General features: G+C 60.6%; 21 protein-coding genes and 2 pseudogenes. 15 read left to right on the top strand and 8 right to left on the bottom strand.

Annotation, left to right across the window (positions count from 1 at the left end; genetic code table 11):
* Positions 1 to 101 precede the first annotated feature (101 nt).
* The 3 genes from QMX88_RS20225 to QMX88_RS20215 form a co-directional block, all read right to left on the bottom strand.
* Entirely contained in the window at positions 102 to 842 is a 741-nt protein-coding gene (locus tag QMX88_RS20225) for a carbon-nitrogen hydrolase family protein (protein ID WP_282371995.1), read from the bottom strand.
* Between the two features lie 179 nt (positions 843 to 1,021).
* Positions 1,022 to 1,909 (bottom strand): serine hydrolase domain-containing protein, encoded by an 888-nt coding sequence (locus tag QMX88_RS20220; RefSeq protein WP_282371994.1) that lies wholly within the window; start codon positions 1,907 to 1,909, stop codon positions 1,022 to 1,024.
* Positions 1,910 to 1,954: 45 nt separating this feature from the next.
* Positions 1,955 to 2,155, bottom strand: coding sequence for a hypothetical protein (locus QMX88_RS20215; protein ID WP_282371993.1), 201 nt, complete (start codon positions 2,153 to 2,155; stop codon positions 1,955 to 1,957).
* A gap of 35 nt (positions 2,156 to 2,190) precedes the next feature.
* Here QMX88_RS20215 and QMX88_RS20210 point away from each other — a divergent pair, with 35 nt between their 5' ends.
* Positions 2,191 to 2,490 carry a hypothetical protein gene (locus QMX88_RS20210; RefSeq protein WP_282371992.1) on the top strand — a complete coding sequence of 100 codons (300 nt, stop codon included), beginning with the start codon at positions 2,191 to 2,193 and terminating at the stop codon, positions 2,488 to 2,490.
* Positions 2,491 to 2,537: 47 nt separating this feature from the next.
* Here the strand turns inward: QMX88_RS20210 and QMX88_RS20205 are convergent, their stop codons facing one another.
* Positions 2,538 to 2,933 carry a DoxX-like family protein gene (locus tag QMX88_RS20205; protein ID WP_336620240.1) on the bottom strand — a complete coding sequence of 132 codons (396 nt, stop codon included), beginning with the start codon at positions 2,931 to 2,933 and terminating at the stop codon, positions 2,538 to 2,540.
* A 5-nt stretch (positions 2,934 to 2,938) separates the two neighbouring features.
* Entirely contained in the window at positions 2,939 to 3,391 is a 453-nt protein-coding gene (locus QMX88_RS20200) for a thiol-disulfide oxidoreductase DCC family protein (RefSeq protein ID WP_282371990.1), read from the bottom strand.
* Positions 3,392 to 3,686: 295 nt separating this feature from the next.
* Here QMX88_RS20200 and blaOXA point away from each other — a divergent pair, with 295 nt between their 5' ends.
* The 10 genes from blaOXA to QMX88_RS20150 all read left to right on the top strand — a co-directional run bounded on the left by blaOXA (position 3,687) and on the right by QMX88_RS20150 (position 15,819).
* Entirely contained in the window at positions 3,687 to 4,502 is an 816-nt protein-coding gene (gene blaOXA, locus QMX88_RS20195; RefSeq protein WP_282371989.1) for a class D beta-lactamase, read from the top strand.
* Between the two features lie 72 nt (positions 4,503 to 4,574).
* Entirely contained in the window at positions 4,575 to 5,072 is a 498-nt protein-coding gene (locus tag QMX88_RS20190; protein ID WP_282371988.1) for an HIT family protein, read from the top strand.
* 190 nt (positions 5,073 to 5,262) lie between these two features.
* Complete coding sequence (glsB, locus tag QMX88_RS20185; protein WP_282371987.1) at positions 5,263 to 6,171, top strand: glutaminase B; 909 nt, start codon at positions 5,263 to 5,265, stop codon at positions 6,169 to 6,171.
* Between the two features lie 262 nt (positions 6,172 to 6,433).
* A complete protein-coding gene (locus QMX88_RS20180; protein WP_282371998.1) occupies positions 6,434 to 9,853 on the top strand; it encodes a PAS domain S-box protein in 3,420 nt (1,139 codons plus the stop codon).
* A 160-nt stretch (positions 9,854 to 10,013) separates the two neighbouring features.
* Complete coding sequence (locus QMX88_RS20175) at positions 10,014 to 11,009, top strand: Abi family protein (protein WP_282371986.1); 996 nt, start codon at positions 10,014 to 10,016, stop codon at positions 11,007 to 11,009.
* Between the two features lie 123 nt (positions 11,010 to 11,132).
* A complete protein-coding gene (locus QMX88_RS20170) occupies positions 11,133 to 11,714 on the top strand; it encodes a CGNR zinc finger domain-containing protein (RefSeq protein ID WP_282371985.1) in 582 nt (193 codons plus the stop codon).
* Positions 11,715 to 11,856: 142 nt separating this feature from the next.
* Entirely contained in the window at positions 11,857 to 12,774 is a 918-nt protein-coding gene (locus QMX88_RS20165; RefSeq protein WP_282371984.1) for a DUF72 domain-containing protein, read from the top strand.
* Entirely contained in the window at positions 12,771 to 13,565 is a 795-nt protein-coding gene (locus QMX88_RS20160; RefSeq protein ID WP_442969480.1) for an endonuclease/exonuclease/phosphatase family protein, read from the top strand. The genes QMX88_RS20165 and QMX88_RS20160 overlap by 4 nt, the downstream gene beginning before the upstream one ends.
* Before the next feature lie 23 nt (positions 13,566 to 13,588).
* A complete protein-coding gene (gene clsB, locus QMX88_RS20155) occupies positions 13,589 to 14,821 on the top strand; it encodes a cardiolipin synthase ClsB (RefSeq protein WP_282371983.1) in 1,233 nt (410 codons plus the stop codon).
* Positions 14,818 to 15,819 (top strand): lysylphosphatidylglycerol synthase domain-containing protein, encoded by a 1,002-nt coding sequence (locus tag QMX88_RS20150; RefSeq protein WP_282371982.1) that lies wholly within the window; start codon positions 14,818 to 14,820, stop codon positions 15,817 to 15,819. Before clsB ends, QMX88_RS20150 begins: the two co-directional genes overlap by 4 nt.
* 680 nt (positions 15,820 to 16,499) lie before the next feature.
* Here the strand turns inward: QMX88_RS20150 and QMX88_RS29800 are convergent.
* From QMX88_RS29800 to QMX88_RS20140, 3 genes and pseudogenes are all read right to left on the bottom strand, one after another.
* Positions 16,500 to 16,931, bottom strand: a pseudogene (locus tag QMX88_RS29800) (methyl-accepting chemotaxis protein); the annotation flags it as partial.
* Positions 16,932 to 17,036: 105 nt separating this feature from the next.
* A pseudogene (locus QMX88_RS29795) lies at positions 17,037 to 17,720 on the bottom strand (PAS domain-containing protein); the annotation flags it as partial.
* 264 nt (positions 17,721 to 17,984) lie between these two features.
* Positions 17,985 to 18,911: a MurR/RpiR family transcriptional regulator gene (locus QMX88_RS20140; protein ID WP_282371980.1), complete on the bottom strand. Its 927-nt coding sequence runs from the start codon at positions 18,909 to 18,911 to the stop codon at positions 17,985 to 17,987.
* Positions 18,912 to 19,157: 246 nt separating this feature from the next.
* On the opposite strand from QMX88_RS20140, the gene QMX88_RS20135 reads away from it, so the two are divergent.
* Genes QMX88_RS20135 through QMX88_RS20120 form a run of 4 tightly spaced genes read left to right on the top strand, consistent with a single transcriptional unit; the run spans position 19,158 to position 24,446 of the window.
* The gene (locus QMX88_RS20135; protein WP_282371979.1) at positions 19,158 to 21,095 is read left to right on the top strand and encodes a bifunctional 5-dehydro-2-deoxygluconokinase/5-dehydro-2-deoxyphosphogluconate aldolase; all 1,938 of its coding nucleotides are present in this window, start codon (positions 19,158 to 19,160) and stop codon (positions 21,093 to 21,095) included.
* Between the two features lie 60 nt (positions 21,096 to 21,155).
* The gene (gene iolE, locus QMX88_RS20130) at positions 21,156 to 22,109 is read left to right on the top strand and encodes a myo-inosose-2 dehydratase (protein WP_282371978.1); all 954 of its coding nucleotides are present in this window, start codon (positions 21,156 to 21,158) and stop codon (positions 22,107 to 22,109) included.
* Positions 22,110 to 22,111: 2 nt separating this feature from the next.
* Positions 22,112 to 22,921, top strand: coding sequence for a 5-deoxy-glucuronate isomerase (gene iolB / locus QMX88_RS20125; RefSeq protein ID WP_282371977.1), 810 nt, complete (start codon positions 22,112 to 22,114; stop codon positions 22,919 to 22,921).
* Positions 22,922 to 22,946: 25 nt separating this feature from the next.
* On the top strand, positions 22,947 to 24,446 hold the full coding sequence (locus QMX88_RS20120) for a CoA-acylating methylmalonate-semialdehyde dehydrogenase (RefSeq protein ID WP_074891127.1): 1,500 nt from the start codon (positions 22,947 to 22,949) through the stop codon (positions 24,444 to 24,446).
* Positions 24,447 to 24,606 lie beyond the last annotated feature (160 nt).

Below are 24,606 nucleotides of genomic sequence, written 5' to 3'. Positions count from 1 at the left end.
CCCCCCCCCCCCCCCCCCCCCCCCCCCCCCGCGGGGCGGCGCCCCCCCAACTCCACCGCCACGCAGCAAGGCGATTACATCGTGGCTTACGCGCTACCTGATCAGGCCCGATAGCGGATACTGAAAACACTCGCTTCTCCGGTCTGAATGTCATACGCCACCAATGCCTCGTTAACGGCATCGGCGCTGCACACGAGTTCACCGTGACTGTTCCAGATTGAAGAGCCACCCGCGGCGACATAATCTTCGGCGGGACCTACACAGTTCGCCATCACCACCGTCATGGAATGCTTTTTGGCAATCATCGGATAATGACTGTTTGCCAATGCAGTCCCTCTCGCAGACTTCGCCACGCTCGCTAAATACACCTGAGCGCCAGACGCTGCGGCTTCTTCTGCGTGGCTGGGTTGCAGTGATTCGTAGCAGATGGCGGGGGCCAGGACTAAATCTGCCTGACTCAGCACACGCTTCCGAGTGCCCGGTGTGAAAAAAGGTAATTCGTCAGGGTGCAGATGCTGTTTTGAATAGCAGGTGCGCTCCAGCCCGGGCTGGAAACTGATCATGCTGATCTCGGTGCCTTTAGCTCCTCTGGTTGGCGCACCCACAGCGATGAGCATCCCGTACCGGTCGCTCAATCTCTGGAACTCATCAAACCGGCTATTACTCGGTTGCACCGCCAGGACTTTAGCCAGCCTCGGCTCGTAACCCGTGAGGGAAAGCTCGGGAAACAGCACGAGATTGGCCCCATGACTTGCGGCCTGGTGGATGACCTCAATGTGTCTGGCGATGTTTTTTTCGTATTCCCCCGGCACAGGGAGAATCTGCGCAGCGATTAGCTTCATTTCCCGTCTCGCGTCCTTGTTTAGGGTTTGCTTGAAGAGCGACTGAACGGTTGTTCCGCCCCTGCTGTAACGTCAACGCATGCTGCATGAGCGTCGGCATTTTTAAAAGTGTGTGGTCGTGAGTGTGTACCAACACCAATGGCCGCTTCTGGCCTGAGCGCTGGAGTACCTCTCGGCCATCAGGCCCCCTGACGCAGGACTTGGATCAGCTGTTCAGCAACAAAGGCTTCGACCGCTCCTTCACTGGCGTTCACTTCAAACGCGGCGCAACACGCCGATGTGTCACCGTCGTAGATACGGTAAACAGCGATGACGCTGCCAGGTCCGCAGCCGGTGTGTCCGCACAGGGTAAAACCGCCGTCAATCGAACCCTGCATGACACCAAGGCCATAGCCGGCAGTGACCCACGGACGCCCGGGAATCGCGCCGCCCAATGCTCGTGCTGTCTGCATTTCCTGAAGCAGGTTTGTCGGTAGCAGGTCACCGGACATGAGTCGATCCAAGAATACCGCCGCTTGCGAAATCGGACCGATCAGCAAGCCATGGTAGACCCAGGCGGGGTCGTAGTCAGAGGTGCTTCCGAGATGGGTGGTTTGTAAGTCTGCTCGCGTTTTGGCGAAGCGAATGTTCGACAGGCCCAGAGGGTTAAGTGCTCGTTGACTCACCGCATCATCAAGCGCCAGGTCCGTTAGCCGCTCTATAAGCTTGCCGATCAGCATGTATCCGACATTCGAGTAGCGCCAACCGGTTCCGGGGTTGTATCGAAGTCGAGTGCCGTCAAGCCGTCGCATCATTTCGTCTGTTGACCAGGCTGACTCGCTGTTTGAAACGGCGGCGTGATACTCCGCCAGTTCGCCATAATCAGCGAGACCTGCCTCATGCCGCAGTAGCTGGCGCAATGTGAAGAGCTGATCGGGAATAGGTTCGTCCAATCCGATCTGCCCATCACGCACTAAGGAGAGGGCCGTTGCCGCCAAGACTGTTTTCGTAAAGCTCCACCAAGGCACCATCAGTTCTGATGGGGCGGGGGGTTGTGGCTGACCATTTGATATGAGCGAACTGAGCATTGGCGTCCTTGGGTTATCTGCAGATCCAGGGCTCGACAAGATATCTCATTCAGTCTTTTTCGCCGGAGCCTTCTGATGCACATCTGGTGGACTCATCCATCCTTTGTAGGACTTTGTTTCATGCAGGGAAAAATCGCTATTCTGGCCGGTGTAGTCGCTTTTATTGAAGACTGTTCTGATCCACTGCAGATGTTCCCCAAAGCCTGTCTTCAGCCCATTCGCTTCAAGTAGGATGTTTCGGGGCATTTACATCGCTCGTCAACGCGCAAGGAAGCGGAAATATGACTCAAGCCAAACGCAATAAAACACTCAGCGGCTCCTTCGCATTCGCTGGTTTGGCGTACGGCGTATTGCTGTTTTTTTTGGTTCTCATCTGGTTTTTGCCTGAGCGGGCGCAAGTGATCGCACATTTTCGGGCCTATATGTTGCCCGTTATTTTCTTCGGGGCGACGGGGAGCATTGTGTATCGAGAGGGCCAGGGAAGCGCTGAAAAGGCAGGAAAGTGCCTGCTGGCAATGGCCTACCTGTCCTGTGGTGCATTTTTCGGCTTGTTCATCTATACATTCCTGACCGGCAAGTAGTCCGCTATCGTTCCAGGCGGACAGTCGTCACCTAAAGTTCTTACTGTTCAGCAGCGTTCCCGACTTCCCCAAGTTGACTGATCCCTTGTCCTTGTAGCCCACGCGATGGCACATAACGCCATTCCCGCCACATTTAACGTGACCGGATTGAATGCGTCCAAAAACATCGAAGGTTGCATAACGGCGACGTCCACCAGCAGCCCGAGCAGGGTGAGTCCGCTGAGCAGCAGCGGCCAGTTGAGCCGAGGTAGGAGAAGCAACACTGCGGCCAGCACCAGTTCTGCCACACCCGCCGCCTGGACCACCCATGTTGCGTGTTCCAGCCCGTGAGCCTGCAACAGCATCTGCTCGCCGGGGCTTAATGCGATGAGCTTTGGCACCAAGCCGTGGTAAGCGAACATGAAAGCCAGGCTGCCGCGTGCCAGCCAGTGAACCTGGCGCATCCCGTTCACGAAAATTCCTTGAGGAAGCGCCGTTGATGGTCAGGTGTTGGCAGCAGGCACACCTCGTGTTTTCCAGACAGACGATAGCGGTTTAGCGCGACGCGGTCGTACGCCCAGTCACGAAACCACTGTGGAAAAATACGCAGCACCCGAAACATTGGCCACGCTCCCTGCAACAGAGTAACCACTTCGAAGAATGCCTCCGAGCGCACCCAGTAATGTTGGTCGCGAATGACCGCCATGGTGTCGAACGCATCCACGGGCAACCCTGCCCAAGCCAGCAGCGCCTGGCCTTCGGGCGACTGCACCGATGCCAGTCGAACGCGATGATGACGGTCGTGCCGGATCAGAAACTTCGCCCAGCCGTTACACAGTTTGCAGACGCCGTCGAACAGCACCACGGTTTCACCAGGGGCCAGAAACGGCGCGGGGGCAGGGCGGACCAATGAGACAGGCATGCTGGATTCTCTGCGGGGTGGCGATGGAAGCATTGGATGGCGCGCTGTCGTAGCGTTTCCAGTCAAGGCAAAGGAGTCGTCTGTGCAACCAAATACCTTTGATTCGATTTTGATACGCAGAGCAGGGAATTTCGCTTACCTTGCACTTGATTCGGTCAGCTATGAGCGGACCGTCGAACAGGCTTGAGGAAAGCTGATGTTGGATAAGCGGCTCGGAGAGAGTCTGCGTGAACTGCGGAGTCATATTTCCCACGCGGGAGAGGCTCTTGCATCACCGCCTAAAGGAATAGAGTTCATGTTTATGCGCCGCGTTGCGTTAGGTTTACTGATTATGGGATTCAATATCTCGGCAGCATTGGCCGGGACTATTTGCACGATCGTCGCTGATACAAGCAGTGGTGAGCTGTTGCTTGAAGAGGGTGATTGCAGCAGTCGAGTGACCCCCGCCTCAACGTTCAAGATCGCCATCAGCCTGATGGGCTTCGACGCAGCCTTTCTGCAAAACGAGCATTCTCCTACTTTGCCCTACCGTCCCGGCGATCCTGACTGGGGCGGAGCCGCCTGGCTGGAGCCGACCGATGCAACGCGGTGGTTTCAGTATTCCGTGGTGTGGTTCTCGCAACGCGTCACTCATGCGCTTGGAGAGGCGACGGTCAAGCGATATGCCGAGTCATTCGATTACGGAAATACCGACCTGACGGGGGATCCGGGGAAAAACAACGGCCTTGACCGTGCCTGGATCAGCTCCTCGTTGAAAATCTCTCCTCGCGAACAGATCACCTTTCTGAACAGACTGGTGAACCGTCAACTGTCCGTGAGCCCCCATGCCTACGATATGACGAGCCGCATCTCGCAAATTGCGCTGCGGCCAGATGGTTGGAATGTTCACGGTAAAACAGGCACAGCATTTCCTCGGATGGGAGACGGCAAAAGCGATGAGGCTCATGGATATGGATGGTTTGTCGGTTGGGCGACGAAGGGCGAACATTCCCTGGTTTTCGCCCGTCTCGCTCAAGATGACCACGCGCAGCCGGTGCCCGCAGGACTACGGGTTCGTGATGCGTTAATGGATGAGTGGCCCGAGCTGGCCAGATCGTTGGTGAAGCGATGAGTGAAACGCGGCGGGCCGGGCGGCATCCGTCTTGACCGTTATAGAGCTGTCATCAGCGTACAGGGCCACCTTATGCATATACCCCCTAGCTTCGTCATCCACGAAACCACCCACTGGCTCATCAACCACCGCCTGGACAGCCACCTCCCGGGCTACCTGATGCTCAGCGCAAAGCAGATGACCCACTCGCTGGCAACCTTACCCATCGAAGCCCTAGCCGAGCTCGGTGTATTGCAAGCCCCAATCCACCAAGCCATCGAAACCCACCTGCACCCCAAACGCCTCTACATTGGCCGTTTCGGCCATGACGCGGGTCACTCCATTCACTTCCATTTCATCCCGATCTACCCGTGGGTCGAGGCGTTGTTCTGGCAGGACGAACGCTACAGATCGCTGCAAACTTTCGGCTTGCTTCCTGGAGGTTCCAGCCAAACCGACGGCGCAGAACTGACCCTGTTCGTGTGGCGAGAGTTCTGTGAGCGTCCCGATCCGCCATCCATAGAAGGCCCATCTGTTGACCTAGCCATCGCGGCGCTGCGGCAAGCATTCAGTCCCGACACCTCGATCTGATGGCAGGGCAAACTTCCTAAAAAAACCGCCCCATAAGCGCTGTCGGCCAACCCACGCTTGCCAACCCCAACGTGCACACCCACCCGCAACAAAAACCAAAATCCTGCCCAATTGTGTGATCCCGCCCCTCTGGCATTCGTCATGAACCCTAACCCCTGCTGCCGTCAGGGGATCAACGCCAGGACCTTCCATGCAAACGCTGTTGAACGAGATTCTCGACGAAGTGCGTCCTTTGATCGGCCAGGGCAAGGTGGCTGATTACATTCCCGCGCTGGCCGATGTGCCGGCGCGGCAGTTGGGCATTGCCGTGTATGGCAACGATGGCACCTATTACTGCGCCGGCGACGCGCTGGAGCCGTTTTCGGTGCAGAGCATTTCCAAGGTGTTCAGCCTGGTTCAGGCGATCGGCCATTCCGGTGAGGCCATCTGGGAGCGCCTGGGTCATGAGCCGTCGGGTCAGCCGTTCAACTCGCTGGTGCAGCTGGAGTTCGAGCGCGGACGGCCGCGTAATCCCTTTATCAACGCCGGCGCTTTGGTGATCTGCGACATCAACCAATCCCGTTTCGCCGCTCCGACATTATCGATGCGCGATTTCGTACGGCGGCTGTCGGGCAATCCTCACGTTTTGATCGATGCCCGCGTGGCGGATTCCGAGTATCAATTTCGCGCACGCAACGCGGCGATGGCCTACCTGATGCAGTCCTTCGGCAACTTCCATAACGAGGTCGAAACCGTGCTGCGCAGTTATTTCAGTTGCTGCGCGCTGAAGATGAGCTGCCTCGATCTGGCCCGGGCGTTCTGCTTCCTGGCGAACAACGGGTTCTGCAAACACAGCGGTGAGCAAATTCTGACGCCGCGCCAGACTCAGCAAGTGAACTCGATCATGGCCACCAGCGGGCTGTATGACGAAGCCGGCAATTTCGCCTACCGCGTGGGGTTGCCCGGCAAGAGCGGGGTAGGGGGCGGAATCGTGGCGATCGTGCCGGGGCAGTTCACCGTGTGCGTATGGTCGCCGGAGCTGAATGCCGCCGGGAATTCCCTCGCCGGAATGGTAGCGCTGGAGTTGCTGAGTTCGCGAATAGGTTGGTCTGTTTTCTGACAGCCTGCGTCGTCGTTTCACGTTTGCGGAATCATTCAAAAGAATGACCTGCGCGCGCGTTGGTCGCTTTTCCGAAAAAGCTGATTCAAGCCGTGTCGAGGGCGAAGAGTTACCCGATACAATGCCGCTTTACCCTGTCCAGTTCGAACCAGTCTGCGGGATGCCGTGGCGATGTCGGGAGATCCGTTTGACTACTGTTCCAGTCGATCCTAGCGGCGATGAGCGCCTGTCTCATGTGCTGAACGCCAGTGAGCGGCTGGTGATGGCGGAATCAGTGGACGAGGTCGTCGCCGTGCTCCGCGACGTGGCCCGTGCCACGGTCGGCGCGGATGGCGTTGCGGTCATCATTCAGGATGAGGGACGCTGTTCTTATATTGCGGAGGATGCAGTCTCACCGCTCTGGCAAGGTCAGACCTATCCGGCCGACCACTGCGTTTCGGGATGGGTCATACGTCGCGGCGAGACGATTGCGATCCGTGATGTCCGGCTCGATCCACGCATCCCGCAGGCCGCCTACGCGCCAACCTTCGTCCGTAGCCTGGTCATGGCACCCATCGGTCGACCCGTTCCGGTCGCGGCGCTCGGCGCTTATTGGTCGCAGGTCCGCAGTCACGACGACGACACGGTCAAGCGCCTGGAAAGCCTGGCGCGGCTGGCAACCATCGCGATCGAGAACGCACGGCTGACCCAGGCACGCAATCGCGCGGCTGCGCTCGGGGCCGCGCAGAACCGTATCCTTGAACTGGCTGTTGAAGAAACGCCGCTGAATGTTGCCCTGGACGCGATCGTCCGCGAGGTGGAGGCGCTGTCGCCGTCCCGCTTCCTGGGCAGCATCCTGCTTCTGAGCGAGGAGGGCGGTCAGCTGCAGCATTGCGCCGGACCGAGCCTGCCCCCTCCGTTTATCAACGCTGTGGAAAACATCACCGTCAGCCCAGGTGCTGGTTCAGGCAGTCGCGCGACGACCCCGAACCCACTGGCGTCCGTGTCCGACATTGCCCATGACCTGCAGTGGGCCGAGTTCCGGGCGCAGGCCATCGGCCACGGTTTGCACGTCTGCGCGTCAATCCCCATCCGGTCGGCGCAGGGCGCCATGCTCGGTACTTTTGTCATGTATCACGCCGAGCTGCGCGAGCCGTTATCGGCGGATCTCGAGATCTGCGATTTCGTGGTCAAGACGGTGGGCCTCGTCGTGCACCGTGCGCGAGCCGAGGACGCAATCCGCAGCAGCGAGGCGCGCTACCGCCAGATCGTCGAAGGCGCCGAGGACTTCGCGATCATCACCTTCGACGCGAAAGGCGCGGTCACCGGTTGGAACATCGGCGCCCAGCGCGTGATCGGCTACCGTGCCGACGAAGTCATGGGGCGTGAGGGCGATCTGTTCTACACCGAGTCGGACCAGGCCGAGCGAGTGTTCCAGGGCGAACTCGAACTCGCCATGGCGCGGGGGCGGGCCATCAACGAACGCTGGCACGTTGATAAGAATGGTGCGCGCTTCTGGGGCTCCGGATTGATGATGCCGCTGGCTACGGAGCAGGGCGGCTTCGTGAAAATCTTCCGCGACCGCACGGCCGAGCACCAGGCCGAAGCGGCGCTGCAAGAGAGCGCGGCGCGACTGAGCTTTTTTGATGAGCTCGACAGCCGCCTTTTCAATATTCGCCGGGCCGAAGACGCGATGCTTGTCGCCACCGAGATGCTCGGGCGCAGGCTCAACGTGTCGCGCTGCGCCTACGCGGATGTCGACGTCGACAATGACCGCTTCTGGATTCGCAGCGACTACAACGCGGCTGGCATTCAGAGCTCGGCCGGAACCTACAGCCTCGACCTTTTCGGCCCACGGGCGGCGGCGGACATGCGCGAAGGCCGCACGCTGATCGTGCGCGACGTGGGCGCAGAGCTCGGCGCCAGCGAGGGCCTGGAGATGTTTCGGGGCATTGGCATCGACGCGATCATCTGCTGCCCGCTGGTCAAGAATGGCCGGCTGACGGCCATGATGGCGGTTCATCAGGATCAGCCTCGCGAGTGGTTGCCCTCGGAAGTCCTGCTGGTCAGGGAAGTCGTCGAGCGCTGCTGGGCGCATGTCGAGCGGGTGGGCGCCGAGATGCGAATGCGCGAAAGCGAAGAGCGCCTGCGCCTTGCCGTCGAACACGCCGACATCGGTTTCTGGGACGTGGACATCGTTCACGACACGCTGATCTGGCCGCCCAGAACCAAAGCGATGTTCGGCATCCAGGCTGACGTGGCAGTCACGATTCAGGACTTTTACGACGGCTTGCACCCCGAGGACCGGGACGCCACGATCGCGGCGTTCAAGGCGGCCAGCGACCCCGAACGCCGCGCGCTTTATGACGTCGACTACCGCACCGTCGGCAGGGACGATGGCGTGATTCGCTGGGTGGCCGCCAAGGGGCGGGGCGTGTTCGACGCCGCCGGCCGCTGCCTGCGTGTCACCGGCACGGTGGTTGAGATCACCGCCCGCAAGGACGTCGAGGAAGAGCTGCGCGAACTCAATGCCACGCTCGAAGGGCGGATTGCCAAGGCCATCGCCGAGCGGGAAGAAGTCCAGGAGGCGCTGCGCCAGAGTCAGAAGATGGAAGCCATGGGGCAGCTGACCGGCGGCGTGGCTCATGACTTCAATAACCTGCTCACCCCCATCGTCGGCACCCTCGATATGCTCCAGCGCCGAGGCGTGGGCGGTGAACGTGAGCAGCGTTTGATCTCCGGCGCCGTGCAATCGGCTGATCGGGCACGGACGCTGGTGCAGCGGTTGCTGGCCTTCGCGCGCCGTCAGCCGCTGCAGCCGGTGTCGGTCGACGTGGCGAAGCTGGTGAATGGCATGGGCGATCTCGTCGCCAGCACCACCGGGCCGCAAATCCGGGTCGTCGTCGATGCGCCACCTGATCTGCCAGCCGCGATCGCGGACCCGAACCAGCTTGAGATGGCGCTGCTTAATCTTTCCGTGAACGCGCGCGACGCCATGCCTGAAGGCGGGACGATGCGGATCTCGGCGAGCACCGAGTGGGTGTGCAAGGGTCACCGCTCCAGGCTGCCGACCGGTGACTACCTCTGCCTGTCCGTCGCGGACACCGGCATTGGCATGGATGCCTCCACGCTCGCCCGGGCGGTGGAACCGTTCTTTTCCACCAAGGGCGTCGGCAAAGGCACGGGGCTGGGTCTGTCGATGGTGCATGGCCTGGCGTCCCAGCTGAACGGTGCGCTGACCATTCAGAGCTCGCCGGGTCTGGGGACAAACGTAGAGCTGTGGTTGCCACGCGCCATGACCCTGCCGGCAGCCGCTTTGCGCATCGACGAGGCGCCGGACCGACGCTCCCTGCGCGGTATCGCGCTGCTGGTCGACGATGAAGAGCTGGTGCGCGCCAGCACGTCATACATGCTGGCCGACCTGGGCTACCGCGTGATCGAAGCCTCCTCCGGCGAGGAAGCCTTGCAACTGCTGAGCACCGGGCAGCACGTCGACCTGATCGTCACAGACCACCTCATGCCGGGCATCAGTGGTACCGACCTGGCCAGACGGGTCCGAAACTCCCGGCCGGGGACTGCAATCCTGCTGGTCTCAGGGTATGCCGGACATGAAGGGCTTGATCCGGACCTGCCGCGCCTGACCAAACCATTCCGCAAGAGCGAGCTGGCGGCGAGTCTGGCTCAGCTTGGAGGGGCGTCTTGAGGCGGTTGTGAGATTGAGGTTGGTGGATTTGGCGCCGAATAACGGGACTATTTGACAAACCGGGCAGTGTGAACCAGTATTTGCGGCAATTGCGCCCAATCCTCTGGCACCGGCAAGTCCGGTTCTATGGTTGGGCCTTCTCGTATTTGGGACATGGAAGTTGCCGCAACTCGCTCCACCTAAACCATTCCGGTCTTACGGCGACCTGGCTAGACTGCTGATCATTCGCGGCATGGAGGTTGCAGACCCGCTTCGGGCTGAGCGCAAGCTTGCACAAGTGGGATACTATCGACTTAGTGGGTTCTGGTTTCCCGCACGGGAGTTTGAGCGGGATCAGCAAGGTCAAGTTACCCTCTGCAACGTCACGTCGAAGCCTCTTCGACAAGAAGCCTTCACGGCTGGCGCCTCCTTCGATTCGGTCGTAGATCTCTACCTCTTTGACAAAAAACTTCGCCAGTTGATGCTTGATGCTATCGAGCGGATCGAGATTCACATGCGCGCGATAATTGCTCATGAGGTTGGATACCACGATCCACTAGCCTACCTCGACACGCGATTCGTCAATCCAAAGCAAACCACGAACTGGCAGGATCGGCGCGGAAGGCAGCGCAACACGTGGAACGAGTGGCAGACCAGGCAAACGGATCAAATCAATCGCAGCCGGGAAGACTGCATCGAATGGCACCGGCAGAACCACAAAGCCATGCCTTTCTGGGTAGTTGTGGAAGCCTGGGACTTCGGGACTGTCTCCAAGTACTTCGAGATCCTGAAGGGAAGCTATCAAAACCGAATTGCAGCTCGACTGGGCATCAGCAACGCCAAAGTTCTCAAAGACTGGCTGCAGGAAATCAACACGCTGCGAAACCGTAGCGCTCACCATGCCCGCATTTGGAACCAGGTCGCGTCTAATCCGTTACCAGTGCTGCCTGCGGAGCCATACTTCCAAGCCCTGTCGCTAGATCAGAATGCGCTCAGCCGTCTGTATGGACTGATTTCCGTTATGTGGTTCCTGCTACGCCAGATCGGGCCGGGGTCACGGTGGCTGCACCAAGTGGTAGACGTAATCGACACGAAGCCCGATTTGCCTGGCTGCCTGTTCGCATCGCTTGGCCTACCATCCGAGAATGGGTTTCCTCGGCAATTGTTTGGTATCTGAGTCGCCACTGGCAGGGACCTCCTCACTTCTCTGTCATCATTCCCTCGTCGCTGCACACTGAGGGCATGCCATGTCTATCGGACAAATGAAGACAATGCCATCCGCCTCGTCGGCGGGGCGGCTGTGCTGGATTACCTCAATACCTGTGACGGCCGCCGCCCGGGCACGGGGTTGCGGGAGGTTGTCGACAAACTGAGCAACCTGGAGGACATCGTCCACTGGTTCTTCCATGCCGGGATTATCGATGCTGAAGAGCATCAGCACTGTATGGCCGTGGTGGGGCGTTCTTCCTGGCACACGCTCACGGCGTTTCAACAGTTGATCGATTTTCGCGAAGCGCTGTATCGGCTGTTGCTGCCCATGGCGCTGGACCATGACATCGACCCTGCCAGCCTTCATGGGTTGAATCAGGCGCTGGCCGACACTGCCGACCAGCGCCTGCTGGTGTTGACCCCGGCGGGTGTGATCTGGCGTTGGCGTGTCGGTGAAGACCTGAGCTCGATGACGGCCGGGTTTATCGGTCGTCTCGCGGTTCAGGCGGCGACGTTGCTCACCTCCGGCGATTTGGCCCGGCTCAAGGCCTGCGCCACGCCGGACTGCGACTGGCTGTTTCTCGATACCTCAAAAAATGGTCGCCGCCGCTGGTGCCAGATGAATATCTGCGGCGCGCGAGAAAAGATCAAAAGGGCCTCGGCCGAGTCCTGAGGGCAGGCGGTGGCGCAGCCTGCGGCAAATTGCGCCGCAACGCCGGCAAAAAGCCAGGGAACCTGCCACGGTCTCAAGCTTCTTATCTCTAGTTCACCAGTGTCGGGGCAGGTGCCGCGGCAGGACATCAGAGATCAAAGGCATGGGCGACATTCGTATCGGCATTTCAGGCTGGCGTTACACGCCATGGCGCGGGGATTTTTATCCCGACGGCCTGACGCAGAAAAACGAGTTGAAATTCGCCTCCAGAGCCGTGAACAGCATCGAAATCAATGGCTCGTTCTATTCGCTGCAATCGCCTGAGCTGTACGCGCGCTGGTACGACGACACGCCAAAGGGATTCGTTTTCAGCGTCAAGGGCCCGCGCTACATCACCCATGTCCGCCGCCTCAAAGAGATCGACGAACCCGTCGCCAATTTCTTCGCCTCCGGTGTTTTTCAGCTCAAGGAAAAACTGGGACCGATCCTCTGGCAGTTCGCGCCCAACTTCAAATTCGACGCCGATCGCTTCGAGCATTTTCTGAAGCTGCTGCCCCACGACGGTAAAGCCGCCAGGGCCTGCGCCATCAAATGCGCAGAGCGCTTGCAGCAGCCGGGTTATCTGGACATTCCGGCGCGCCTGAAGCTGCGTCACGCCGTTGAAATCCGCCATGAAAGCTTTCTGGTGCCTGAGTTCGTCGCGCTGCTGCGCAAATACAAGGTGGCGCTGGTGGTGGCGGACACCGCCGGCAAGTGGCCCCATGTGGAAGACCTTGCCACCGATTTTGTCTACGTGCGCCTGCATGGCGACAAGGAACTCTACGCCAGCGGCTATTCCGACGAGGCGATCAAGCACTGGGGCGACCGCATCGATGCCTGGCAACGGGGCGCGCAGCCCAAGGATGCTCAACTGATCGTGGACAAAGCCCCGCGCGCGCGGAAGTCCCGCGACGTTTTGTGCTATTTCGACAATGACATCAAGGTCCGCGCCCCTTACGACGCGCGCCGGTTGCTTGAGCGTTTCAATCTCACTGAAAACCTGGAAGTTGCGCCAGGCGATTTGCATGGAGCCACGTTGTGACCAGTGCCCTGATCCCCGAAGACCTCAACGGCCGACGACAAAGCGCGTCGGCCTCGGTCACCCTTAACGTGCTGACGATGAACATGCACATGGGCTTCGGTTTCCTCAACAAACGCTTCATCCTCCCGGAGCTGCGCGACGCAGTACGCTCGGTGTCCGCCGATATCGTCTTCCTGCAGGAAGTCCATGGCGAGCATCAGGACCATGCGCAGAACGTGAAGAACTGGCCGACCACCTCGCAGTACGAATTCCTCGCCGACAGCATGTGGAAGGATTTCGCCTACGGCCGCAACGCCGTGTATCCCCACGGCCATCACGGTAACGCGTTGCTGTCCAAGTCCCCGATCCTCCGCCACGAAAACCTCGACATCTCGATCCACGGCACCGAAGAGCGCGGCCTCCTGCATTGCGTGCTGGACGTGCCGCATTTTGGCGAGCTGCACGCGGTGTGCGTGCACCTGGGTCTGAAAGAGGTCCATCGCCAGCAGCAGCTGAAGTTGATCGCCGATCTGGTGGGCCGTCTGCCAGCCGAGGCGCCGGTGATCGTCGCCGGGGATTTTAATGATTGGCGGCAGAAGGCCGATGACGTGTTGAATCCTGCCGGGCTGCGCGAGGTCTTTGTTGAATCCTTTGGTGCGCCGGCGAAAAGCTTTCCGGCGCGCTTTCCGTTGCTGCGGCTGGACCGCATTTACGTGCGCAACGCGCACATCCGGTCGCCCAGGGTGATGTCCAATCGCCCCTGGTCGCACCTTTCCGATCATGCGCCTTTGGCGGTGGAGGTAACGCTATGAGGGGTATGAGAGCGATGGGCGCCATGTGCGGCCTTTGGCGCGACGGCAACTCAGTAGAGTTGTTGATCAATGGCGAAGACTTTTTCGCCCGAGTCTTCGACGCCATTCGTGCGGCGCGCGAAGAGGTGCTGATCGAGACGTTCATCATTTTCGAAGACCGGGTGGGCGAGGGCTTGCAGCAGGCGGTGATTGCTGCCGCCAGCCGTGGCGTGCGCGTGGTCATCACGGTGGACGACTACGGCACCAGCGACCTGAGCACGGCCTTCGTCAGCAAGATGATCGAAGCCGGCGTGCAGATTCAGCTGTTCGACCCGCGCCCGAAACTGATGGGCATGCGCACCAACCTGTTTCGGCGCCTGCACCGCAAAGTGGTGGTGATCGACGGCGAGACGTCGTTCATGGGCGGGATCAACTACAGCGTCGACCACATGGCCGACACCGGCATCACCGCCAAGCAGGACTACGCCGTACTGGTGCGCGGGCCGATTGTTGCCGACATCTATCGCTCGACGCTGAGCATGCTCGGCCCGGCCGTGCGCAAAACCTTTACGCCGCTCAAGCCGGTGACGCGTCAGGCTGGCAGCGCTCGCATGCTCCTTGCCGAACGCGACAACCGCCATCACACCACCGACATCGAAGAGCAATACTTGCTGGCGATGCGCAACGCAACTCAGCGCATCACCATCGCCAACGCCTACTTCTTCCCCAGCTACCGGTTCTTGCGTGAACTGCGCAACGCCGCCCGACGCGGGGTAAAAGTCACGCTGATTCTTCAGGGCCAACCGGACATGCCCTTCGTGCGCGTGTGCTCGCGCCTGACCTACACCTGGCTGCTGCGCGAAGGCGTGGTCATCCACGAATACAAACAACGGGCGTTGCACGGCAAGGTCGCCTTGATCGACCACGAGTGGTCAACCGTCGGCTCCAGCAACCTCGACCCGTTGAGCCTTGCGCTAAATCTGGAAGCGAATCTGTTCATCCGCGACCACGCCTTGAACCAGCGCTTGCACGAACACCTGCGCGACCTGGCCGTGGCCCACAGCAAACAAGTCAACCTCAAGGGCCTGGCGAAAGGGCAGTGGTGGCGTGCGCCGATGATTTTTCTGAGCTTCCACTTCCTGCGGCACTTCCCGGCGATTGCCGGTCTGTTCCCGGTGCACGGCCCACGCCTGAAACCCCTGCGCGCGCCGGAAACCCTGCCGGAAGCCGCTGCGCTTAAAAATGAAGTACCGGCCGATCAGGAGAAATCCCTATGACCGGCGTCTCCCAAGCGTCCACTCACGAGCAGAAACCGGCCGACACGGGCAAGAATCGTCCGTGGCTGACGTGGGCCAAGCGCGCCTTCACGCTGTTCTTCTTCATCGCCGTGCCTGTGTTGTTGTTCACACTGATGAAAAACCTCGACTGGAACGAGGTGATGCACGCGCTGGAGTCCTACAAGCTCAGCACCCTGGCGCTGGGCTTCGTCATCGCTGCGGGCAGTTATCTGACGTATTGCTGCTTCGACGTCCTGGCCCGGCGCTACACCGAACACAAATTGGCGGTGAAACAGATCATCCCGGTGACCTTCGTGTGCTACGCCTTCAACCTGAACCTGAGTTCATGGGTCGGCGGCATCGCGCTTCGCTATCGGCTGTATTCGCGGCTGGGCCTGGACGTGCCGACCATCACCCGCATCCTCAGCCTGAGCCTGATCACCAACTGGCTGGGCTACATGCTGCTGGCCGGGTTTGTGTTCGCGGGTGATTTCGTTGACCTGCCCGAAGGCTGGAAGATCGGCGACACCACGCTGCAACTGATCGGCTTCGTCCTGCTGGCCGTCTGCCTGGCGTACTTCCTGGCCTGCCGCTTCTCCAAGAAACGCACCTGGACCATCCGCAAGCAACAGTTTGTGCTGCCATCGCTTAATCAGGCCATGCGCCAGGCCTTGCTGGGCGCATTGAACTGGGGATTGATGGCGCTGCTGATCTACGTGCTGCTGCCGGAAAAAGCCTTCTACCCGGCGGTGCTCGGGATCCTGCTCATCAGCAGCATCGCCGGCGTCATCGCCCACATCCCTGCCGGCCTCGGCGTGCTCGAAACCGTCTTCATCACCCTCATGCAACACCAATTCAGCAAAGGCCAACTGCTGGCTGCGCTGATTGGCTATCGGGTGATCTACTTCCTCATCCCGCTGGTGATTGCGCTGGTGGTTTACGTTGTTTTGGAAAAACGGGCGAAAGCCATGCGGCTCAGGAATGAAGGGCAGTTGTGAGTGGGAAGGGTGACGCGGGAGCTCGGGGACTGATGAATTTGGAGTGAGGCGTCGTAAATAAATCAGCCGCTCAATTCAGTCCAAAAAATGTGTTGCCCGGACTGGCCCCTTCCCGGCTAAAGCCAGTCCTACAAAAACACCGCGTTCACTCAGTGGAACCGGTGTCGGGTGACGCGGAGCGTCACGGTATGCATCCCCACGCGGAGCGTGGGCACGATCAGCGAAGATCCTGAAATCGCCAGCGCCTGAACTGGCCTCTTCCCGGCTAAAGCCGGTCCCACAAAAAGCAGCGCGTGCAGTCAGTGGCATCGGCTCTGACTGTAGGACCGGCTTCAGCCGGGAAGCTTTTGCTTTTGATCTCATACAGAGAAGGTTCAAACACCGCCAATCGCGACTTGGGTGCAGGCTGAACGCAGACTACGCGCAGTGGGCCGAGCCGCATGGATGCGGCGAGAGCGCCGCTAGGACATGGATGTCCGTTCGGCGCGGGCCCACGGAGCGTCGTCGGAGTAAGGGTACCCTGACGAAGGAAGGGCCCAACCAGGAGCAAGCACCTTTGGTTACTTGGGGTGCTTTTCCAAGTAACTCGCCGAAGGCGAAACAGTCTGCCCCCAGGCAGACGCCCTTGATCTTGATCTTGATCTTGATCTTGATCTTGATCTTGATCTTGACCTTAAGGGTCAATCCCGCCCAGCGAACATCCTCACGGCATCCACCGCATCATTCGTCCCCGAACTGATCTGCACAATCGCATCCCCCGCCTGATCCGCCAGATCCACACCCTTCACCGCCGTACTCCGCGTATTGTCCATACTCACAATCGCCTGACGCGTCTCGGCCTGAATCACCTGAATCATCTCCGAAATCTCCTGCGTCGACCGGCTCGTGCGCCCCGCCAACTGCCGAACCTCATCGGCCACCACCGCAAAGCCACGGCCCTGATCACCGGCCCGGGCCGCCTCGATCGCCGCATTCAACGCCAGCAAATTCGTCTGATCCGCAATACTGCGAATCGTATTCACGATCGCTGTAATCTGCTCCGAGCGCTCACCCAACTGACCAATGATCCGCGACGAATCATCAATGTTCTGCGAAATCTGACGCATCTCACTGGCCGCCTGCTGAATCACCAGGGTGCCCTGCTCGGCGTACTTCTGCGTCTGCACCGAAATGTGATACGCCTGGGCAGCGCTTTGGGAATCCTGCTCGTGCTTTTCGATACGCGCGGTCACGTCCGACGCAAACTTGACCACCTTCCACAGCTTGCCAGCGGCATCGTACACCGGGTTATAGGACGCTTCCAGCCAGAGCGTCTGGCCGTGCTTGCCGACGCGCTTGAACTGATCGCTGAAAAACTCGCCCTTGTTCAACCGACGCCAAAAGTCCTGATACTCGGTGCTTTTGGTGAACTCAGGGGGGCAGAGCAATTTGTGGCTTTTACCCAGCAGCTCTTGCCGGCTGTAGCCCAGCAAGCGCAACAGGTTGTCGTTGGCAGCGATGATCGTGCCGTCCAGATCGAACTCGATGACTGCCATGGCGCGGTCGATGGCCTGCAGCTTATTGTGGGCTTCGCTCTCGGCTTGAAGTTTGGCGGTGACGTCCATCGCGTATTTGACCACCCGGGTGACCTTGCCGTCCGAGTCCCTGACCGGGTTGTAATTGGCCTCCAGCCATACGGTGCTGCCATCGCCCGCCACGCGCTGGAACGTCGAAGACACGAACTCTCCATTACGCAAGCGCGACCACAGCTGGGCGTACTCGGGGCTGCGCGCGTGTTCGGGGGTGCAGAACATGCGGTGCTCTTTACCGATGACCTGCTCGGGCCGGTAGCGCATGGTCTTGAAGAAGTTGTCGTTTGCCTTGAGCACCACACCGTTCAGATCGAATTCGATGCTGGCCATCGAGCGATTGATCGCCTCCAACAGACTGGCCTGATGGGCGACGGTCAGTTGCAGGTCCTGGATTATTTTATTCTTGGACGAGTCGAAAAACATGATGGCGGCTCAGGCAAATGAATGAGGTGTGGTCCTGATCCATGACCTTGCGAGCGCGAAGCGGCTCAGATGCGTGTTCCATTTGCAGTGCAGCCGATCATTGCGCAGGTGATGTTAAAAAGCTATGCCGAACTTGTACAGCTCGTCGGGTTTGTACAAGGTTGTCGGTTGTCAGTCATCGAAACCGGCCTGTTCGGCGATTTCGTCCACCTTCAGCTCCAGGCGATAGGCCACGGCAATGAACAGCGCCTGACACAAACACAAGGTTGCGCTGAGCGAGCGGAAGGCGAATGAGCTGCCTTCGTTGACCAGCAACACGGCATTGGCGCGCTTGGCCAGGGGAGAAAGGTTGCTGTCAGTAATGATCAACGTCTTGGCCTGATGATGCTGGGCGATGCGCAGGCAGTGCTGGGTTTCCTTGCCGTAGGGCGTGAAGCTGATGGCGATCACCAGATCGTTGGCGCGCACGCTGCGCATCTGCTCGCGGTAGCTGCCGCCGAGGCCGGAAATAAGGTGGATGCGCTTGTTGGTGTGCTGCAGGTTGTAGACCAGATAGTCGGCGACGGCGAAGGAGCGTCGCACCCCGACCACGTAGATGTTGTCGGCGTTGACCACCAGGTCCACGGCTTTCTCGAAGGCCTCGTCGTCCAGTTCCAGCGCCAGCCGCTCCAGTCCCGACAGCGTAGCGTTGACGCATTCCCGGGCCAGGTCGCCCGCGCTGGCCTTCTGGGATTTGTTGGCGATCATGCTGCGAATGCGTTGCTGGTAATTCTGCACCGGCGTGGCTTTGTGGGTGTAGGCCTCGCGGAACAGCGCCTGCATTTCGCTGAATCCGCTGAAGCCGAAGCGCTGGGAAAACCGCACGATGGCCGACGGATGCACCTCGCATTCCCGGGCGATGTCGCTGATGCGGTCGACCATGATCCGGTCGCTCTGCTGGCTCATGTAACTGGCAATGCGCTTGAGCTGGCGCGGCAGGCTCTCGTATTCGGCCGTGATCAGCTTGAGCAGGGCATCGGCAGTCTCCGGCGCAGCGGTGACGGTCGTTGCGCCGTCGGCTCCGGTTTCGGGCGAGCCTGGCTGATCGAGGCTGGACATACGTGCGAATCCTTTGGCAGGGGGTGGCGTGGCGGATTGTCCGGGAGGACAGGCGGCCAGTTTTGCAGGCTGCGACCTGCAATGCAAAGTGGAATAAATATTCCACATGAAAATAATTTAGAAAAAATCATTGATCAAGCCCGGGCGCCGTTCTAGTCTGCATCCACGAACTCGCTTGCAAGCACCTCGCTTGTGGGCAAGGGCATCAGCAATCAAACCCATAACAATAAAAGAAGAGGGGCCGGCATGGGCCAGACTCGTTTTGCCACCGGGCGTCAGCTGGACGTGATTTGTCTCGGGCGCCTGGGCGTCGATCTCTATGCGCAGCAGATAGGCGCGCGCCTGGAGGACGTCAGCAGTTTCGCCAAATACCTCGGCGGCTCCTCCGCCAACATCGCTTTCGGCACCGCACGGCTGGGCGTGAAATCAGCCATGCTGACCCGCGTCGGCGACGACCACATGGGCCGTTTCCTCGTGGAATCCCTGGTGCGGGAGGGCTGCGACGTCAGCGGCATCAAGGTCGACGCCGAACGCCTGACCGCCATGGTCCTGCTCGGGATCAAGGACCGCGAAACCTTCCCGCTGGTGTTCTACCGCGAGAACTGCGCCGACATGGCGCTGCAGCCTGAAGACATCTATGAAGCGCAGATCGCCTCCAGCAAGGCGCTGTTGATCACCGGCACGCATTTCTCCACCGATCAGGTTTTCCGCGCCAGCAGTCAGGCGCTGGACTACGCCGAAAAACACAACGTCAAACGCGTCCTCGACATCGATTACCGCCCGGTGCTATGGGGTTTGGCCGGCAAGGCTGACGGCGAAACCCGCTTCGTCGCCAACGACACTGTCAGCCAGCACGTGCAACGCATCCTGCCGCGCTTCGATCTGATCGTTGGCACCGAAGAAGAATTCCTCATCGCTGGCGGCTCGACCGATTTGCTCAGCGCCCTGCGCCGTGTTCGCGAGCTCAGTGCCGCGACGCTGGTGGTGAAGCTCGGGCCCCAGGGCTGCACGGTGATTCACGGGGCGATTCCGGCGAAGCTGGAAGACGGCGCGATTTACCCCGGCGTACGGGTGGAAGTGCTGAATGTCCTCGGCGCAGGCGATGCGTTCATGTCCGGTTTCCTGAAGGGGTGGCTCAACGACGAGAGCGACGAGCGCTGCTGCCAGTTGGCCAATGCCTGCGGCGGTCTGGTGGTGTCGCGGCACGCCTGCGCGCCAGCCATGCCGACGCTGGTCGAGCTGGAATACCTGTTCAACAGCCCGGTGCCGATCACTCGACCCGATCAGGACGCGGTGTTGCAACGTCTGCACCGGGTCAGCGTGCCCCGTCGCGAATGGCAGCCGCTGTTCATCTTCGCCTTCGATCATCGCGGGCAACTGGTCGAACTGGCGCAAAAGGCCGGGCGCGATCCGGCGTGTATCGGCCAGCTCAAGCAGCTTTTCGTGCAAGCGGTGGCCCGGGTTGAGGCCGATTTGGAGAAGCGCGGCATCGCCGCCGATGTCGGCGTGCTGGCGGACCAGCGCTTTGGTCAGGATTCACTGAATGCGGCCAGCGGGCGCGGCTGGTGGGTGGCACGTCCGGTGGAAGTGCAAGGCTCGCGCCCACTGGCGTTCGAGCACGGGCGCTCGGTGGGCAGCACTCTACTGGCCTGGCCTCAGGAACAGATCATCAAGTGCCTGGTGCAATACCACCCGGACGACGAACCGATGCTGCGCCTGGAACAGGAAGCGCAGTTGTTGGGGCTGTATCAGGCAGCGCTGGCCAGCGGTCATGAACTGCTGCTGGAAGTGATTCCGCCGAAGGATCATCCTTCGACCCATCCGGATGTCATCTACCGTTCCCTCAAGCGCCTCTACAACCTCGGCATTTACCCGGCCTGGTGGAAAATCGAATCGCAGTCCGCCGAGGTCTGGGAACAGCTCGATGCGCTGATTCACGAGCGCGATCCGTACTGCCGGGGCGTGGTGTTGCTGGGGCTGAACGCGCCCGCCGAAACCCTCGCGGCCGGCTTTCGTCAGGCGGCGAAAAGCACCACCTGCCGGGGGTTTGCCGTGGGCCGCACGATCTTTCATGAGCCCAGCCGAGCCTGGCTGGAAGGCGAAATCGATGACGCGGACCTGATCACTCGGGTGCAGAGCAACTTCGGTTTCCTGATCGAGTCCTGGCGCGACGCCCGGGCCTGAAGTCCGAACCCGCGGACTGTGTGTTCAGTTGAACGTGATAACAACAATAAAGGTGCAGCCATGCCCGCTTCTGCAATCCGAATTGGCATCAACCCGATTTCCTGGAGCAACGACGACCTCCCGGCCCTCGGTGGCGAAACGCCCCTGAGCACCGCGCTCAGCGAGGGCAAGGAAATCGGCTACGAAGGCTTCGAGCTCAACGGCAAATTCCCCAAGGACGCACAGGGCGTGGCCGATGTGTTGCGCCCCTATGACCTGGCGCTGGTGTCGGGCTGGTATTCCGGTCGGCTCGCCAGCCGTTCGGCGGCCGAGGAAATCGACGCCATCGCCAGCCATGTCGAACTGCTCAAGCACAACGGCGCCACGGTACTGGTCTACGGCGAAGTGGCCGATTCGATTCAGGGCCAGCGCATCCGACTGGTCGAACGACCGCGCTTCCACAGCGCCAGTGCCTGGCAGGCCTACGCCGACAAGCTCACCGAGCTGGCCCGGTTCACCTTGTCCCAAGGCGTGCGTCTGGCCTATCACCACCACATGGGCGCGTACGTGGAATCGCCGGAGGACATCGACACGCTGATGGCACTGACTGGCGACGAGGTCGGCCTGCTGTTCGATTCCGGTCACTGCTACATGGGGGGCGGCGAACCGCTTCAAGTGCTGAGCACACACATCGAGCGCGTCTGCCATGTGCATTTCAAGGACGTGCGCAAGCCGGTGGTGCAGCTGGCGCGCAACAATTTGTGGAGCTTTCCGGACTGCATCGTCAACGGCACCTTCACCGTACCCGGCGATGGCGACATCGATTTCGCCGCGCTCCTGGACGTGCTGATGCAAGCGGATTATCAAGGCTGGCTGGTGGTCGAGGCGGAACAGGACCCGGCCGTTGCGCCGAGCTATGCCTACGCGAAGAAGGGCTACGAGACCCTGCGCCATTTGCTGGCCGCCGCGCAGTTGAACAGCGCGGTTCAACAACAGAACGCACCTCAACAACCGCCTGAACAGAGGAGCCTGTGAACATGAATCTCTTGGTCAAGAGCAAGGCCGAAGGGCGCGACGTTGTCGCGCTGGCCGACGGCGTGCTGACGTACGTCGGCTTCTCCGCCCACCGATTGAGCGTCGGCGAACGTCTGCCGGTGAGTGCGGGCGAAAAGGAAATCTGCCTGGTGCTGCTCAGCGGCCGCATCAGCGTCAGCGGTGAGGCGCCGGGGCAGGGCGGTTTCAACTGGGAAAACCTCGGTGATCGGCAATCGGTGTTCGAAGACAAATCGCCCTTCGCGGTGTACCTGCCGCCGGGCAGTCAAGCCGACGTCACGGCGTTGAGCGCGGTGCAGATTGCCGTGTGCGCTGCGCCGGGCGATGCGTCCAAAGACCTGCCGGCGCGCGTGATCGCCCCCGACACGATGAAACGCAGCGTGCGCGGCCGGGCGGCCAACACCCGTTACGTCTGCGACATCCTTCCCGATTCCGAACCGGCGCATTCGCTGCTGGTGGTAGAGGTGCGCACGCCCTCGGGCCACTCGTCGAGCTACCCGCCGCACAAGCACGATACGGATGATTTACCGCACCAGAGCTTCCTCGAAGAAACCTATTACCATCAGGTCAACCCGCCCCAGGGCTATGTGTTCCAGCGCGTGTACACCGATGATCGCAGCATCGATCAGGCCATGGCCGTGGAGAACAACGATCTGGTCACGGTGCCCAAGGGTTACCACCCGGTCAGCGTGCCGTACGGCTACGAATCCTATTATTTGAACGTGATGGCCGGGCCAAAGCGCGCATGGCAATTCCACAACGATCCGCAGCACAGTTGGCTGCTGGATCTGTAACCCAATTTTTTTGAAGGAGCCCGTCATGAGCAACGCCCCGATCATCGGCCACTACATCAACGGCCAGATTCACGACAGCGCCGAGCGTTTCAGCGATGTGTTCAATCCGGCCACCGGCGCCGTGCAGGCCCGGGTGGCGCTGGCGGAACTGAAGACCGTCGATGAAGCCGTTGCCGCTGCCCAGGCGGCGTTTCCCGCGTGGGCGGATCAGTCGTCCCTGCGGCGTGCGCGGGTCATGTTCAAGTTCAAGGAACTGCTTGACCAGCACCACGACGAGCTGGCGGCCATCATCTGCCGCGAGCACGGCAAGGTGTTTTCCGATGCCAAGGGCGAAGTGGTGCGGGGCATCGAGATCGTCGAGTTTGCCTGTGGCGCGCCGAGCCTGCTGAAAAGCGACTACAGCGACAACATCGGTGGCGGCATCGACAACTGGAACCTGCGTCAGCCACTGGGGGTTTGCGCCGGCGTCACGCCGTTCAACTTCCCGGTGATGGTGCCGCTGTGGATGATTCCCATGGCGCTGGTTACCGGCAACTGCTTCATCCTCAAACCGTCCGAACGCGACCCGTCGGCGAGCCTGCTGATGGCGCAGCTGTTGAAACAGGCGGGCCTGCCCGATGGCGTGTTCAACGTGGTGCAGGGCGACAAGGTGGCCGTGGACGCGCTGTTGCAGCACAAGGGCATCGAGGCGATTTCGTTTGTCGGCTCCACGCCCATCGCCGAATACATTCATCAGCAGGGCACGGCCCACGGCAAGCGGGTGCAGGCCCTTGGCGGTGCGAAAAACCACATGATCGTCATGCCCGATGCCGATCTGGATCAGGCGGCTGACGCGCTGATCGGCGCGGCCTACGGTTCGGCGGGCGAGCGCTGCATGGCGATCTCCATTGCTGTGGTGGTAGGAGACGTGGGGCAGAAACTCATCGACAAACTGCTGCCGCGCATCGATGCGCTCAAGGTCGGCAACGGCATGAACGCCGATTCGGACATGGGCCCGCTGGTCACGGCGGTGCACAAGGCCAAGGTCGAGGGCTACATTGCCCAGGGCGTGCAGGAAGGCGCGAAGCTGATCGTCGACGGGCGCAACTTCAGCGTGCCGGGCGCAGAACAGGGGTTCTTCGTCGGCGCCACGCTGTTCGATGACGTGACGCCGGAAATGACGATCTATAAGGAAGAAATCTTCGGGCCGGTGCTGGGCATCGTCCACGTGCCTGATTTTGCCTCGGCGGTGGAGCTGATCAACGCCCACGAATTCGGCAACGGCGTGTCGTGCTTCACCAGCGACGGCGGCATCGCCCGGGCCTTTGCCCGCAACATCAAGGTCGGCATGGTGGGCATCAACGTTCCGATCCCGGTGCCGATGGCCTGGCATTCCTTCGGCGGCTGGAAGCGCTCGCTGTTCGGCGATCATCATGCCTACGGCGAAGAAGGCCTGCGCTTTTACAGCCGCTACAAAAGCGTCATGCAGCGCTGGCCGGACAGCATCGCCAAGGGCGCGGAATTCAGCATGCCGACGGCGAAGTAGGGAATTTGCGCTGACCGTCTGTCGTACGCGGTCAATGTGGGAGCGAGCTTGCTCGCGAAGGCGGCGGTATGGCCACTGGGGATGTGCCAGACGGACCGGCCCCTTCGTGAGCAACCTCACTCCCACAGGGATCATCGCTGAGTCTGAATATTCAGCCCAG

Origin of the sequence: Pseudomonas sp. PS02290 (assembly GCF_029960075.1) — a bacterium.
Classification (GTDB): Bacteria; Pseudomonadota; Gammaproteobacteria; order Pseudomonadales; family Pseudomonadaceae; genus Aquipseudomonas.
Note: the sequence above shows the minus strand (reverse complement) of the source record. Positions and strands in the feature narration are given on the sequence as shown.

What these genes read in the sequence shown, in the direction of transcription:
- QMX88_RS20225 (WP_282371995.1), bottom strand. Translation starts at nt 842, where the DNA reads ATGAAGCTAATCGCTGCGCAGATTCTCCCTGTGCCGGGGGAATACGAA.
- QMX88_RS20220 (WP_282371994.1), bottom strand. Translation starts at nt 1,909, where the DNA reads ATGCTCAGTTCGCTCATATCAAATGGTCAGCCACAACCCCCCGCCCCA.
- QMX88_RS20215 (WP_282371993.1), bottom strand. Translation starts at nt 2,155, where the DNA reads ATGCCCCGAAACATCCTACTTGAAGCGAATGGGCTGAAGACAGGCTTT.
- QMX88_RS20210 (WP_282371992.1), top strand. Translation starts at nt 2,191, where the DNA reads ATGACTCAAGCCAAACGCAATAAAACACTCAGCGGCTCCTTCGCATTC.
- QMX88_RS20205 (WP_336620240.1), bottom strand. Translation starts at nt 2,933, where the DNA reads ATGCGCCAGGTTCACTGGCTGGCACGCGGCAGCCTGGCTTTCATGTTC.
- QMX88_RS20200 (WP_282371990.1), bottom strand. Translation starts at nt 3,391, where the DNA reads ATGCCTGTCTCATTGGTCCGCCCTGCCCCCGCGCCGTTTCTGGCCCCT.
- blaOXA (WP_282371989.1), top strand. Translation starts at nt 3,687, where the DNA reads ATGTTTATGCGCCGCGTTGCGTTAGGTTTACTGATTATGGGATTCAAT.
- QMX88_RS20190 (WP_282371988.1), top strand. Translation starts at nt 4,575, where the DNA reads ATGCATATACCCCCTAGCTTCGTCATCCACGAAACCACCCACTGGCTC.
- glsB (WP_282371987.1), top strand. Translation starts at nt 5,263, where the DNA reads ATGCAAACGCTGTTGAACGAGATTCTCGACGAAGTGCGTCCTTTGATC.
- QMX88_RS20180 (WP_282371998.1), top strand. Translation starts at nt 6,434, where the DNA reads ATGGCGGAATCAGTGGACGAGGTCGTCGCCGTGCTCCGCGACGTGGCC.
- QMX88_RS20165 (WP_282371984.1), top strand. Translation starts at nt 11,857, where the DNA reads ATGGGCGACATTCGTATCGGCATTTCAGGCTGGCGTTACACGCCATGG.
- clsB (WP_282371983.1), top strand. Translation starts at nt 13,589, where the DNA reads ATGTGCGGCCTTTGGCGCGACGGCAACTCAGTAGAGTTGTTGATCAAT.
- QMX88_RS20150 (WP_282371982.1), top strand. Translation starts at nt 14,818, where the DNA reads ATGACCGGCGTCTCCCAAGCGTCCACTCACGAGCAGAAACCGGCCGAC.
- QMX88_RS20140 (WP_282371980.1), bottom strand. Translation starts at nt 18,911, where the DNA reads ATGTCCAGCCTCGATCAGCCAGGCTCGCCCGAAACCGGAGCCGACGGC.
- QMX88_RS20135 (WP_282371979.1), top strand. Translation starts at nt 19,158, where the DNA reads ATGGGCCAGACTCGTTTTGCCACCGGGCGTCAGCTGGACGTGATTTGT.
- iolE (WP_282371978.1), top strand. Translation starts at nt 21,156, where the DNA reads ATGCCCGCTTCTGCAATCCGAATTGGCATCAACCCGATTTCCTGGAGC.
- iolB (WP_282371977.1), top strand. Translation starts at nt 22,112, where the DNA reads ATGAATCTCTTGGTCAAGAGCAAGGCCGAAGGGCGCGACGTTGTCGCG.
- QMX88_RS20120 (WP_074891127.1), top strand. Translation starts at nt 22,947, where the DNA reads ATGAGCAACGCCCCGATCATCGGCCACTACATCAACGGCCAGATTCAC.